Source organism: Shewanella submarina (assembly GCF_042646185.1).
GTDB lineage: Bacteria > Pseudomonadota > Gammaproteobacteria > Enterobacterales > Shewanellaceae > Shewanella > Shewanella corallii.
The window spans coordinates 409039-421909 of record NZ_JBHRTD010000006.1 but is presented as its reverse complement, the minus strand read 5'-3'; the positions used below and the strand labels follow the sequence as shown (position 1 = coordinate 421909).

Annotated in this window: 12 protein-coding genes; 4 read left to right on the top strand and 8 right to left on the bottom strand. The window is 51.4% G+C overall.

The annotated features are described in order from the left end of the window. Positions 1-5: 5 nt before the first annotated feature. Positions 6-1028 carry an erythrose-4-phosphate dehydrogenase gene (gene epd / locus ACFOE0_RS04875; RefSeq protein ID WP_248935214.1) on the bottom strand — a complete coding sequence of 341 codons (1023 nt, stop codon included), beginning with the start codon at positions 1026-1028 and terminating at the stop codon, positions 6-8. 229 nt (positions 1029-1257) lie between these two features. Further along, positions 1258-3255, bottom strand: coding sequence for a transketolase (tkt, locus tag ACFOE0_RS04870; RefSeq protein ID WP_248935215.1), 1998 nt, complete (start codon positions 3253-3255; stop codon positions 1258-1260). A gap of 446 nt (positions 3256-3701) precedes the next feature. Here tkt and metK point away from each other — a divergent pair, with 446 nt between their 5' ends. Beyond that, the gene (gene metK / locus ACFOE0_RS04865) at positions 3702-4853 is read left to right on the top strand and encodes a methionine adenosyltransferase (RefSeq protein ID WP_248935216.1); all 1152 of its coding nucleotides are present in this window, start codon (positions 3702-3704) and stop codon (positions 4851-4853) included. A 75-nt stretch (positions 4854-4928) separates the two neighbouring features. On the opposite strand, the gene ACFOE0_RS04860 is transcribed toward metK, so the two are convergent. Together ACFOE0_RS04860 and ACFOE0_RS04855 are read right to left on the bottom strand one after the other, a co-directional pair. After that, on the bottom strand, positions 4929-5306 hold the full coding sequence (locus ACFOE0_RS04860) for a hypothetical protein (RefSeq protein ID WP_248935217.1): 378 nt from the start codon (positions 5304-5306) through the stop codon (positions 4929-4931). Between the two features lie 2 nt (positions 5307-5308). Then, complete coding sequence (locus ACFOE0_RS04855) at positions 5309-5857, bottom strand: GNAT family N-acetyltransferase (protein WP_248935218.1); 549 nt, start codon at positions 5855-5857, stop codon at positions 5309-5311. A 107-nt stretch (positions 5858-5964) separates the two neighbouring features. Between ACFOE0_RS04855 and ACFOE0_RS04850 the strand changes: the two genes are divergently transcribed. Further along, positions 5965-6933, top strand: coding sequence for a GGDEF domain-containing protein (locus ACFOE0_RS04850; protein WP_248935219.1), 969 nt, complete (start codon positions 5965-5967; stop codon positions 6931-6933). Between the two features lie 239 nt (positions 6934-7172). After that, positions 7173-7583, top strand: coding sequence for an META domain-containing protein (locus ACFOE0_RS04845; RefSeq protein ID WP_248935220.1), 411 nt, complete (start codon positions 7173-7175; stop codon positions 7581-7583). Between the two features lie 66 nt (positions 7584-7649). On the opposite strand, the gene ACFOE0_RS04840 is transcribed toward ACFOE0_RS04845, so the two are convergent. Then, a complete protein-coding gene (locus ACFOE0_RS04840) occupies positions 7650-8984 on the bottom strand; it encodes a dicarboxylate/amino acid:cation symporter (RefSeq protein ID WP_248935221.1) in 1335 nt (444 codons plus the stop codon). A 220-nt stretch (positions 8985-9204) separates the two neighbouring features. Beyond that, positions 9205-9453 (bottom strand): hypothetical protein, encoded by a 249-nt coding sequence (locus ACFOE0_RS04835; protein WP_248935222.1) that lies wholly within the window; start codon positions 9451-9453, stop codon positions 9205-9207. A 137-nt stretch (positions 9454-9590) separates the two neighbouring features. Between ACFOE0_RS04835 and ACFOE0_RS04830 the strand changes: the two genes are divergently transcribed. Beyond that, positions 9591-10034: a GNAT family N-acetyltransferase gene (locus ACFOE0_RS04830; protein WP_248935223.1), complete on the top strand. Its 444-nt coding sequence runs from the start codon at positions 9591-9593 to the stop codon at positions 10032-10034. Between the two features lie 58 nt (positions 10035-10092). Here the strand turns inward: ACFOE0_RS04830 and ACFOE0_RS04825 are convergent, their stop codons facing one another. Together ACFOE0_RS04825 and ACFOE0_RS04820 are read right to left on the bottom strand one after the other, a co-directional pair. Further along, on the bottom strand, positions 10093-11454 hold the full coding sequence (locus tag ACFOE0_RS04825; protein WP_115135979.1) for an L-serine ammonia-lyase: 1362 nt from the start codon (positions 11452-11454) through the stop codon (positions 10093-10095). An 89-nt stretch (positions 11455-11543) separates the two neighbouring features. Further along, the gene (locus ACFOE0_RS04820; RefSeq protein ID WP_248935224.1) at positions 11544-12821 is read right to left on the bottom strand and encodes an aromatic amino acid transport family protein; all 1278 of its coding nucleotides are present in this window, start codon (positions 12819-12821) and stop codon (positions 11544-11546) included. Positions 12822-12871 lie beyond the last annotated feature (50 nt).

Sequence of the window (12871 nt, the reverse complement as noted above, 5' to 3'; positions counted from 1 at the left end):
TGCTGTTAACTGCCTGACCTGTCGGCGTTCATCATCGCCAAACTGGTGTCCAACATACGGTTGGCAAAGCCCCACTCGTTGTCGCACCACAAGAGCATCTTCACCAGATGTCCATCACTGACACGGGTCTGGGTGCCATCCACCACGCTGGATCTCGGGTCGTGGTTAAAGTCGCAGGAGACCAGTGGCTCATTGGTAAAGCCTACTATGCCCTTGAACCTGCCCTTGGTCTGGGCTTCCAACTCGCGATTCACCTTATCAATATCCACTCGGGTATTCAGCGTCACAGACAGGTCGATGGCGGTGACGTTCACTGTCGGTACCCGCACCGAAATCGCCTCAAACTTATCCTTCATCTGCGGCAGAATACGCTCAATACCACGGGCAAGTTTGGTGTCGACAGGAATAATGGACTGTCCGGCAGCCCGGGTGCGGCGTAAATCGTCATGATAGGCATCAATCACCTGCTGATCATTCATTGCGGAATGAATGGTGGTAATGGCGCCACTTTTCACACCAAAGGCTTTATCCAACACATCAATAACTGGCACCAGGCAGTTGGTGGTGCAGGAGGCGTTGGAAACAATATGGTGGTCCGATTGCAAACTGGATTGATTGACGCCATACACAATAGTGGCGTCGACATCAGGAGAGGATGGGTGGCTGATCAGCACCTTGCCGGCACCGGCTTGAATATGGGCTTCACAGGCGCTTCTGTCAGCCAGGGCGCCGGTACACTCAAGTACAATATCCACCCCGAGATCACGCCAGGGCAATTGGGTGGCATCCGCCTGGTGCAGCAGCTGAATTCTGTCGTCACCGATCACCATCACGCCATCTTCGTGCTCAACTTCCTGAGCAAAGCGTCCGTGAGTAGTGTCGTAGCGGGTCAGGTGCACCATAGCTTCGGGTGTCGCCAGCTCGTTAATGGCAACCAACTGGATCTGCTGCCGCTTACCCGACTCATAAAGAGCCCGCAGGACCGAGCGGCCTATACGGCCATATCCATTAATGGCAATCCGAATCATGGGGCAGTGATGCTCCTTTCCGTGAACTCTGGTTAAGTCATATCAAGTATGCCCGGCATCACCTGCATACTTGATAGGACTCAGTGGCTGACTGTAAAAGCAGTGCAACCAAAGAGATATAAAGACGGCCTACCCTGTCCGGGTAAGCCGTCTGTGCCGCTCAGTGCTCTATTTGAACACAGCAGCGTATCTTATTCATCAACAACTTAGCTGAACTTAACTGAAATAATCAGGCCAGCAGGCTGTTGGTGGTTTCAACTACGTTTTCAACGGTGAAACCAAACATCTTGAACAGCTCACCGGCAGGAGCAGACTCACCGAAGGTGGTCATGCCGATAATGCGACCATTCAGACCCACATACTTGTACCAGTAGTCGGCGATACCTGCTTCAACCGCCACGCGGGCAGTAACAGCCGCAGGCAGAACTGCTTCTTTGTATGCAGCGTCCTGAGCATCGAACAGGTCGGTACATGGGATAGACACCACGCGAACCTGATGGCCCTGGGCAGCCAGCTGGGCCTGAGCCTTCACCGCCAGTTCAACTTCAGAACCGGTAGCGATAATGATGGCTTCCGGAGTGCCTTCACAATCAACCAGTACATAACCACCCTTCTCAACGGCAGCCAGCTGCTCGGCAGTGCGTGGCATCTGTGCCAGGTTCTGACGGGAGAAGATCAGAGAAGTCGGACCATCTTTACGCTCAATGGCGTGTTTCCAGGCGATAGCAGACTCAACCTGGTCACATGGGCGCCAGGTGCTCATGTTAGGGGTCATACGCAAAGAGGCAACCTGCTCAACCGGCTGGTGAGTCGGACCATCTTCACCCAGACCGATAGAGTCGTGGGTGTATACCTGAATGTTCTGTACCTTCATCAGGGCAGCCATGCGCATAGCGTTACGGGCATATTCCATAAACATCAGGAAGGTCGCGCCGTATGGTACGAAACCACCGTGCAGGGCAATACCGTTGATGATGGCAGTCATACCAAATTCACGCACACCATAGTGCAGGTAGTTACCTGAAGCATCTTCCGGGGTGATGGACTTGGACGCTGAGTACATGGTCAGGTTGGATGGTGCCAGGTCAGCACTGCCGCCCAGGAATTCTGGCAGCATCTTACCAAAAGCTTCCAGCGCGTTTTGAGACGCCTTACGGGAAGCGATATCTGCTGGGTTAGCCTGCAGCTCTTCGATGTAAGCTTTTGCCTGAGCATCGAAGTCTGTTGGCAGTTCACCGGCCAGACGACGCTTGAGCTCAGCAGCCAGTTCTGGGTGAGCGGCTTCATAGGCAACAAACTTCTCGTTCCAGCTGGCTTCCTGAGCCTTACCGGCTTCTTTGGCATCCCACTGACCATAGATGTCTGCAGGGATATCGAAAGGACCCTGTTCCCAACCCAGGAATTCACGGGCTGCAGCGATCTCGGCATCACCCAGTGGCGCGCCGTGACAGTCGTGGCTGCCGGACTTGTTTGGTGAACCGAAACCAATCACTGTCTTGGTACAGATCAGCGTTGGCTTGGAGGTTTCAGCCTTGGCAGCTTCAATAGCGGCATTAATGGCATCTGCGTCGTGACCGTCAACGGCACGGATTACATGCCAGCCGTAGGATTCGAAGCGGGCTGGGGTATCATCGGTAAACCAACCTTCTACGTGACCGTCGATAGAGATACCGTTGTCATCCCAGAAAGCTATCAGCTTGCCCAGCCCCAGAGTACCGGCCAGAGAACAGGCTTCGTGGGAGATCCCTTCCATCAGACAGCCATCACCCATAAATACATAGGTGTTGTGGTCAACGATATCGTGACCTTCGCGGTTGAACTGAGCGCCCAGCACCTTCTCGGCAATCGCCATACCTACACCATTGGTGATGCCCTGACCCAGAGGACCTGTAGTAGTCTCTACGCCTGGCGCATAGCCATACTCAGGGTGACCTGGAGTTTTGGAGTGCAGTTGACGGAAGTTTTTCAGATCGTCGATGGACAGGTCATAGCCTGACAGGTGCAGCAGAGAGTAGATAAGCATTGAGCCATGGCCGTTTGAAAGAACGAAACGGTCGCGGTCGGCCCAAGTTGGGTTGGATGGGTTGTGCTTTAAGTGATCACGCCAAAGAACTTCGGCAATGTCAGCCATTCCCATCGGCGCCCCCGGGTGACCGGAATTGGCTTTCTGAACGGCATCCATACTTAACACACGGATTGCGTTGGCGAGTACTTTACGGGAAGACATGCTCTCTCCTGCTGATTTAATGAAACACCATTTCATTTCGCACAACTGAGAATCAGGTTAACGAAATGATATGGTGCTCCCCGGTCCTGAACGGGGCCATATTTTCCCCTATGTGTCGGTGCATACGCAAATAAAATTATGCCGGTATGTGGCGCTGGTTCGATACAGGCCCCCTGCTTTTAACAAATTCCCTGCATACGTCAACTTAACGTGCCACTGAATTGGCCCGCTTTTTGGTTTCATCCATTTGGCTGATTTTCATTGAGATTCCCTATCTGCACAGGTGCAAAAACAGCCTATTGGTCACAAACCCGATTAAATTTCATCATGGGGGGATGATAGTTCCCGGCATTTAAACTAGAATAGCCGTCTAGATGGAGATGCATCCAAACATTAATTTGATGCCTCCCCCAGAATTCATTTTTTTAAACGAGATTTTTTCCAATATGGCAAAGCACTTGTTTACCTCTGAGTCAGTCTCAGAAGGACATCCAGATAAAATCGCCGATCAGATTTCTGATGCGGTATTGGACGCGATCCTGGCTCAGGATCCTAAAGCCCGCGTGGCGTGTGAAACTTTCGTAAAAACCGGCATGGTTATGGTAGGCGGTGAGATCACCACTACTGCATGGGTAGATATTGAAGAACTGACCCGCAAAACCATCCGTGAAATCGGCTATGTTCATTCAGACATGGGCTTTGATGCCAATTCATGTGCTGTACTGAGCGCTATTGGTAAGCAGTCTCCAGACATCAACCAGGGTGTTGACCGTGCAGACCCTAAAGAACAGGGTGCCGGTGACCAGGGTCTGATGTTCGGTTACGCCAGCAACGAAACTGACGTACTGATGCCAGCACCTATTACCTATGCTCACGCACTGGTTAAGCGTCAGTCTGAAGTACGTAAAGAAGGCATCCTGCCGTGGCTGCGTCCAGACGCCAAGTCTCAGGTTACTTTCGCCTACGAAGAAGGCAAAATCGTGGGTATCGATGCAGTAGTACTGTCTACTCAGCATTGCGACAGCGTGAACCAGAAAGATCTGATCGAAGGCGTGATGGAAACCATCATCAAGCCAGTTCTGCCTTCTCAGTGGCTGAACCAGGATACCAAGTTCTTCATCAACCCAACCGGTCGTTTCGTTATCGGTGGTCCAATGGGTGACTGTGGTCTGACTGGTCGTAAAATCATCGTAGATACCTACGGTGGTATGGCTCGTCACGGCGGTGGTGCTTTCTCCGGTAAAGATCCATCCAAGGTTGACCGCTCTGCAGCATACGCTGCCCGTTACGTTGCCAAGAACATTGTTGCTGCCGGTCTGGCTGATCGCTGTGAGATCCAGGTATCCTACGCTATCGGTGTAGCTGACCCAACCTCTATCAGCGTTGAAACCTTCGGTACCGCTAAAGTATCTGAAGAGGTTCTGGAGCGTCTGGTTCGTCAGCACTTCGATCTGCGCCCATACGGTCTGCAGGAGATGCTGGATCTGGCTCGCCCAATTTACCAGGCTACTGCAGCCTACGGTCACTTCGGTCGCGAAGAGTTCCCATGGGAGCGTACTGACAAAGCCGAAGCCCTGCGCGCCGACGCTGGTCTGTAATCCTCAGGGATTCAGACAAACAAAAAAACCGCCATTTGGCGGTTTTTTTGTTTATTGAAGTTCGCTGATTACGGCTCAATAACAGTGGTCGAAGTGAGCGGATTGCATACACATCAGGGCAATTCTGTGCTCATCCAACAAAGGCACCTCTACAGTCTGCCAATCATCTATTTCAATATCGGCAGGCAGCAGCTTGTAGCTGGCCTGATAAGCCCTGCTCACACCACAATCTACCCAAATACCCACTTGGGCCGCTGGCTCACTCCCTGCACAACTGACTTTCAGCAGCAAATGAGGCTCGCCCTCCAATTGTGCCTCGACGCCTTGCGCTTCAATGGCCTCCAGAGCCAACACGCTGGCCAGCAACTTCTGGTTGTCTTTGGCACCCAGTGCCAGCCCCTGATATTTGCTCAATATCGCTTCCAGCATCTGCGTCAGTGTCTGCGTACTCATGCTCAGCCCTGTTTTAAATCCAGGGAAGTCAGATAATATCCCCGGTCAGCAAATTCCATAAAATCGACTATCTGCATGCCATCATCCCGCACGTGAGCCTTGATAGACGCCTCATTATCCTCCCCTATCAGGGCAATCATCCGACTGTAACGCCCCTGCAGCTTGCTCCCCAGCGTTTGCCACATCTGCCTGCACAAACCGCGGCCACGATAGGAAGATGACACCCATACAGGACCATAGTGACAGCTGGATTGCTCGATATTCCCAAATTGCTGTTTCAGAACAGACAGAGCACGGCGCTGCATGGGCCAGTGGGCAAACTCCCGCCAGGGGCCACACACCAGATAGCCAACAATCTGCTTCCTCTGAGGCAATTCATCCTCAGCGATCAAAATATGCCCTGAGGCTATCAGTCGACCGATTAAGGCGCCGTCCAGACAGGCTCCTTCCAGTTGTCCCTGCTCAGGGGACAGTTCATCGGCTGCATGCATGCGTTCAAGCCTGACTAATTCAGACTTATCAGTTTCCAGTGCCAGTCTCAGGCGAATCATAGGTGGCTCAATCAATTAATGTTCGTCCATTATACTGCCGGTTTGCGAAAACGCCCCTGCCGTACCACACTTATTGGAGACTTATTCACCCAATCGGACTGAACGGAATGCTCCCGCACACCATAGATACGGAAATCAGCCTGCTTGAATATGACAGCCCCCAGGTCAATCTGGTGCGCTGGATGCATCAGTGTGAGTTGCTGAAACGTTTCTATCAAGCCAAGGAAGTATTGGTTGTGCAGCAATCCAACAGGGGTCATGAAGTGGTCGTCAGAGCCCCATCCGATGACCCGGCCTTTATCACAGGCACCCAGTTGGATTCAGTCCATGATTCTATGGAGGCACTGTTCAACTCCCCCATGGAAGGGGTCCATCTCAAGCTCGACAACGACTTTTCCCACAGATTACCCGAATGCTTCAGACATCATGCAAACCTGCTGGCAAGGCCGATCCTTTGGCCTGACTCCAGCCATTTCGGTTACCTCTGCGTGCTGGACCCGGATATGGAAAGTCAGGGAGAACTAGCCCCCAAAATGCTGGAGCCTTTTCAGTTACTGCTTCAACAGGAGCTGTCACTCCTGTGTCAACATCATCGAATCGAGTCCATGTCTATGCGGGATGCAAAAACCGGTATGCTGAATGACCATGGGTTTATGATGATGGCTCCCCGCCAACTGAGTCTCGGCCGACGATTTGGCGCCCATGCCGGGATTTTCGTCTTTGAGCTGGCATCTTCGCCCACTCTGGAAGCCAGACACCACAATTTGCTGGGAAGTATATTGCAGAACACAGTTCGGGCTGCTGATATCGCCGCTCACTTTACTGAGACCGAATATGTGGTTCTCGCCTTCCTCGATGCCGAGCAGGATATGGCCACCATAGTTAAACGGGTGCGCAACCAGCTTAGCCATCTGGATGAATCCCTGGAGCTGGATGTGGGGTACTGCTTCTTCAGCCCTGATTCCACAGTGCGGCTGGCCGCCATGCTGGCACAGGCGAAAGAGGCGCTGAAGGACCAGGTGACTAAAACAAATTCAAAGTCAGAAACATCGAACCAAGCTACAGAAAGCCGTTAACCAGCCCAAAATTCCAGCTGTGCACTCACTTCGATGACAGCTTGCTAGTATCGCGCTCACAGACAGAAAAAATCCCCTTTTGCTTTACTGACAAACTTGTCAAACTAGTGGGATTGTCTGTGAGGTTTTCTGAATAGCAGGATAGTCATATCTCAGGTACACGCATGTCGTGTTATTCCGTAAGCCAACAGCAATCCTGTTCGCACTTTTCAAAGTCCATTTAATTGTGGGATTAACACATGAATAAAAAAATTATTATCGCTGGCCTGATGGCCGCAGGTCTGGCTGGTTGTCAAAGCGCGCCAGAGCAGAGTAAAGCCGTTGATCTGGTTGGTAACTGGAAGCTGGAATACATTATGGGTCAGCCTACCGTTGACTACAGCCCGGCTCAAATCAACTTTGATAAAGACGGCAAGCTGTCAGGTAACAACAGCTGCAACAACTTCTTCGGTACTTATGTTCAGCAGGGAAATACCCTGACCCTGAACCCTGCAGGCAGCACTATGAAAGCCTGTGTTGATGCCCTGATGGCTCAGGAGCAGCTGGTAAACCAGGCTATGCCTCTGGTTAAAACTGCTGAAATGGACGGCGGAAAGCTGGAGCTGAAAGGCGAAGACGGTGAAGATTTGCTGGTATTGACCAAGCTCTAATTCGCCCTCTGCAAATATAAAAAACCGCCTGAATGGCGGTTTTTTTGTGTCAGTAAAATGTGGCTATTAAGCTTTGGCTTCAGTTACCGGCGTATTCTGCTCAGCAATCAAGGCACTTTCCTGCATATCAGCATTGTAGTGAACTTCATCCAGCTCATCTTCTGACTTGGCAATCACAGTGGTCGCAACCAGGTCACCGGAGACGTTAACCACAGTGCGGGCCATATCCAAAATACGGTCAATACCGGCTATCAGCGCGACACCTTCCAGTGGCAGACCCACAGTGGTCAGTACCAGTGTCAACATCACCAGACCGGCACCCGGCACACCGGCAGTACCGATAGAGGCCAAAGTCGCGGTCAGAATGATGGTCAGGTAATCCACCCAGGTCAGGTCAATACCAAAGGCCTGAGCCACAAACAGTGCAGTCACCCCTTGATAGAGCGCAGTACCGTCCATGTTGATGGTTGTGCCCAAAGGCAGAACAAAGGAGGAGATCTTCTTGTTTACGCCCAGATACTCGCTGGCACACTTCATACTGGCTGGCAGAGTACCGGCGCTGCTTGAAGTCGTAAAAGCCACTGCCATGGCATTGCTGATCCCCTTGAAGAAGTGCACAGGATTCAAACCCGCCAGGCCTCGCAGCACCAGGCTGTAGAAGCCCACAATATGCAGGAAGCAGCCAATATACACAGCCAGAATCACCTTAATCAGGGGCAGCAACATATCCATGCCGTACTCACCGGCCACCCAGGCCATCAAGCCAAATACCCCGTAAGGTGCCAGCTTCATCACCATATCAGTCAGCTTGTACATGGCTTCAGCCAGACTCTCAAATACCTTGATGGCAGGCTTGCCATGGTCACCAATCAGCACCAGGGCAATGCCCAGAGCCACGGCAAATACTATCACTTGAAGAATATCGCCATTGGCCAGCGCGGCAATCGGGTTGGTCGGTACGATATTAATCAGAGTTTCCATGACAGAAGGAGCAGCCTTGGCCTCCTGCGCCAGCTCTACACCATGCAAAGACAAACCTGCGCCTGGCTGCATCACATAGCCAACAGCCAAACCCAGGGTAATGGCGATGGAAGTGGTCCCCAGATAGAAAGCGAAGGATTTGAAGCCGATGCGGCCCATACGGGCGGTATCCTGCATGGAGGTAACACCCACAATCAGTGAGCAAAACACCAGAGGTACAATCAGCATTTTAATGGTGTTCACAAACAGTGTGCCTATGGGTTTGAGCATAGTTGCGTCTTTGCCAAGTGCCAGACCGGCAGCAATACCCAAAATCATACCCACAAGAATTTGCAGCCACAGCGGCAAGGACATCCAGCCGCGCCAGACTTTACCCAAAGCCGAAGGCTGGCGGGAAACGGAAGAAGATTTCGTCATCATGTACACCCTGAATCAATTAACGAAGAGTTCAACCTTTCCCTGGTCGTATCGGTTGCTACCGATAGCCAACTTTCAAGCGGCAGCGGAGCGTAACATGAATTCAGTCAGTTGCGGGCTTTGCATTGTAGTTTTCCAGATAAAGCCCTGAGGGATTGCATAACCATAAATTATTCATGGTTAATATTGAGAAAAGTTAAATTAACTGCGGGGTTCAGGCTGATCAAGCATCAAAAGTCTCAGATGATGCCTTGCGCTTACCATATTGCATGGAGTAAAGAGACGCAGGTGGCTGCTCCCGTTCGATTAAATAACTCCAATAGTCATGATCAAAGTTGTCAAACAAAGAGAAAGATTTGCCTTCAGCACGCTGCAACAGATAGCACCAAACAATGCCCCAAACCCCAAACGTCAACATTGTCAGGGTAAAGTGCAACAGCGGATTTGGCTTGCGAAGTTTAGGTCTGGCCATTTCGGTACACTCAGGTAGGGGCGATAATTTAAGTCTAGCAAAGGTTAGACTTTAGTCGAATGCGGGTTCAGTCCTGCACCTTGAATATCCTCTGTCAGTTGAGATAATGCCCTGAACTCAAACAACAAAAATTTCCTATGAATATTCGACAGGCAAGTAATCAGGATCTGCAGGCTCTGGTAGAGTTTAACCGCGCCATGGCAATGGAGACCGAAGGGCTGGAGCTTTGCGTTAACACCCTGACTAAAGGGGTTGAAACCCTGCTGAGTCAACCGGCAAAAGGCTTTTATCTGGTGGCAGAAATCGAAGGCGTATTGGCCGGCTCGTTAATGGTGACCTATGAATGGAGCGACTGGCGTGCCAAAGATTATTACTGGATCCAAAGCGTCTATATTAAACCTGAATTCCGCCGCCGCGGTATCTACCGTCATCTTTATGCCGAAGTGAAGCGGATCGCAGAGGCCAATGGTGGCGCCGCCAGCTTCCGTCTGTATGTAGAGCAGGACAATACCCGGGCCCAGCAGACCTACGCGTCACTGGGTATGGAGCAAAGTTACTATCTGATGTTTGAAGAGAAGTAATCTAGCCAACTGGCACAAAAAAGCCGGCTAATTGCCGGCTTTCTGTTTGTCTGAACGATTATACGTTCAGTACCTTGATGGCCAAACCACCCTGGCTGGTCTCGCGGTACTTAGGCAGCATGTCCTTACCGGTTTCGTACATGGTGGCAATCACCTTGTCCAGGCTCACGGTTGGATCGCTGTTACGGCGCATTGCCATACGGGCTGAGTTAATCGCCTTAACAGAAGCGATAGCATTACGCTCAATACAAGGTACCTGCACCTGGCCGGCAACCGGGTCACAGGTCAGACCCAGGTTGTGCTCCATGCCAATTTCGGCAGCAATACATACCTGAGCTGGGTTGGCCCCCATCAGCTCGGCCAAACCGGCAGCCGCCATGGAACAGGCCACGCCCACTTCACCCTGACAACCTACTTCGGCACCAGAGATAGAAGCATTGCGCTTATACAGACCACCAATCACAGCTGCGGTCAGGTAGAACTTAGTGTACTCCTTCTCGCCTACCGGTTGGATGAACTTGTTGTAGTAAGCAATTACCGCTGGGATGATACCGGCAGCGCCGTTGGTTGGAGAGGTCACAACACGACCACCGGCCGCGTTTTCTTCACTCACAGCCAGGGCGAACATGTTCACCCAGTCAACGATCATCATAGGATCTGAAGTCAGACGCTCACTGGTGACCAGCTGACGGTACAAAGCAGGTGCACGACGAGGTACACGCAGTGGGCCAGCCAGCACACCCTCGGTGTGGCAGCCACGCTCAATACCTTCAGACATCACTTTCCACACTTTGGCAAAGCCAGTGTGGATGTCTGCTTCGCTGCGGAAAGCTTTTTCATTTTCCAGTGCCAGCTTGCTGATGCTCAGACCATGCTCTTTACACAACTCCAACAGCTCGTCAGCGTTGGTGTAGTTGTAAGGCACCTGAACTTCCTGCTCGCTGTCTTTACCGAAGTTTTCTTCATCAACGATAAAACCACCACCGATAGAGTAGTAAGTCTTGCTGTATTCCAGCTTCTCACCAACCCAGGCGTGGATCTTCATGCCGTTCTCATGCAGAGGCAGAGCTTCCGGATGCATGATCAGTGAGCCTTCAGGGAAGTCTACTGTGTGGCAATGCATACCAACCGGCAGACGACCGGTTTGCTCTACGCGCTGAATAAACTCAGGAATAGCTTCAATATCAACAGTCTCAGGGCTGTTACCACCCAGACCCATAATAATGGCGATATCGGTGTGGTGACCTTTACCGGTCAGAGACAGAGAACCGTATACGTCTACGGTAATCTTGGTGATGTCCCGCAAAGTGCCCTTGGCACGCAGGTCATCAATAAATTCTTTGGCGGCTTTCATCGGGCCCACAGTGTGGGAGCTTGAGGGGCCAACCCCAATCTTAAAAATATCAAATGCGCTAAACATGAACTACACCCCGAAAAGAGTAAAAAGGACCGGGTTTTGCAACCCGATCCCTGGAACAATTAAAACTTTGAAATTACAGCTGTATTGGATTACAGCAGGCCATACAGGATGGCAGTCATTGACGCCAGACCGGCGATGATGACGAAAATGTTGGTCACGCGGCCACGGTAGGCTTTCAGTGCATCAACTTTGTACACAGCGTACATTGGCATCAGGTACAGGATAGCCGCGATGATAGGACCACCCAGAGCTTCAATCATGCCCAGTACACTTGGGTTGATGATAGCCACAGCCCAGATTGACAGGAACATGAACACCAGGATGCCCTTGTTCAGCTTGCCTTCGTCAACTTCTTTACCGTTACCTTCCATCTGCTTCACGATGATACCGCGCATACCTTCGCTGGCACCCAGGTAGTGGCCAAAGAAGGAAGACACAATCGCAATGAAGGCGATAAATGGAGCAAAGTAAGTGATAAACGCACTGTCATACACGTTAGCCAGGTAAGACAGAATTGGCAGGTTCTCAGCTTTGGCTTGAGCCAGCTGCTCTGGAGACAGAGACAGTACGCAAGAGAACACGAACAGCATTACAAAGCCTACCAGCATCAGCGAGGTGTTACGCAGAATTACGTCAGCTTTGCGAGAAGCGTTCTTGCCATGGTCACGCTTCAGCGATACAGAGAACTGAGAGATCGCTGGAGAGTGGTTAAAGGCAAAGATCAATACTGGAATGGTCAGCCAGATAGTACCGATGAAATCACCGGCAGATGGCAGCTCCATCAGCGCATCCATTTTCCAGTTTGGCACCATGTACAGGGCCAGGAACGCCAGGATGATAACCAGTGGATATACCAGGAACTGAGTCACTTTCAGCATCAGTTTCTCACCGGCAACCATCACTGACATCATAGCCAGGATCAGACCACCAGACAGCAACCAACGTGGCAGAGAGTCCATGCCCAGCTGGTTGACCATAAAGCTGTCAACTACGTTGGTAATACTTACACCATAGATAAGTACGATTGGGTAGATGGCGAAGAAGTACAGAACGGTAATCGCTTTACCAGCGCCTTTACCAAAGTGCTCTTCCACTACCTGAGTAATGTCACTGCCTTCGATGTTGGAAGAACATACGAAGCGAGACAGGCCACGGTGGGCCAGGTAGGTCATAGGACCAATAATCAGAGCCATGACCACCAGAGGCCAGAAACCGCCCATACCGGCATTGATCGGCAGGAACAGAATACCGGCGCCTACGGCAGTACCGAACAGGCTCAGCATCCAGGTTGTATCCTGGGCAGTCCAGGGCAGCTTGGCGTTCTCAGTCGCCTTGTTGTCCTGAGCTTTGATAGCTTCTTTTTGCATATAAGTTACCTTAACGCTGTTTACAGCAATAATTGATTTCGGCGCAAAGG

Bases quoted from the DNA above. Each gene is read 5' to 3' on its own strand.
- ACFOE0_RS04855 (WP_248935218.1), bottom strand. From the start codon at position 5,857: ATGATTCGCCTGAGACTGGCACTGGAAACTGATAAGTCTGAATTAGTC.
- ACFOE0_RS04860 (WP_248935217.1), bottom strand. From the start codon at position 5,306: ATGAGTACGCAGACACTGACGCAGATGCTGGAAGCGATATTGAGCAAA.
- epd (WP_248935214.1), bottom strand. From the start codon at position 1,028: ATGATTCGGATTGCCATTAATGGATATGGCCGTATAGGCCGCTCGGTC.
- ACFOE0_RS04840 (WP_248935221.1), bottom strand. From the start codon at position 8,984: ATGATGACGAAATCTTCTTCCGTTTCCCGCCAGCCTTCGGCTTTGGGT.
- metK (WP_248935216.1), top strand. From the start codon at position 3,702: ATGGCAAAGCACTTGTTTACCTCTGAGTCAGTCTCAGAAGGACATCCA.
- ACFOE0_RS04835 (WP_248935222.1), bottom strand. From the start codon at position 9,453: ATGGCCAGACCTAAACTTCGCAAGCCAAATCCGCTGTTGCACTTTACC.
- ACFOE0_RS04845 (WP_248935220.1), top strand. From the start codon at position 7,173: ATGAATAAAAAAATTATTATCGCTGGCCTGATGGCCGCAGGTCTGGCT.
- ACFOE0_RS04850 (WP_248935219.1), top strand. From the start codon at position 5,965: ATGCTCCCGCACACCATAGATACGGAAATCAGCCTGCTTGAATATGAC.
- tkt (WP_248935215.1), bottom strand. From the start codon at position 3,255: ATGTCTTCCCGTAAAGTACTCGCCAACGCAATCCGTGTGTTAAGTATG.
- ACFOE0_RS04830 (WP_248935223.1), top strand. From the start codon at position 9,591: ATGAATATTCGACAGGCAAGTAATCAGGATCTGCAGGCTCTGGTAGAG.
- ACFOE0_RS04820 (WP_248935224.1), bottom strand. From the start codon at position 12,821: ATGCAAAAAGAAGCTATCAAAGCTCAGGACAACAAGGCGACTGAGAAC.
- ACFOE0_RS04825 (WP_115135979.1), bottom strand. From the start codon at position 11,454: ATGTTTAGCGCATTTGATATTTTTAAGATTGGGGTTGGCCCCTCAAGC.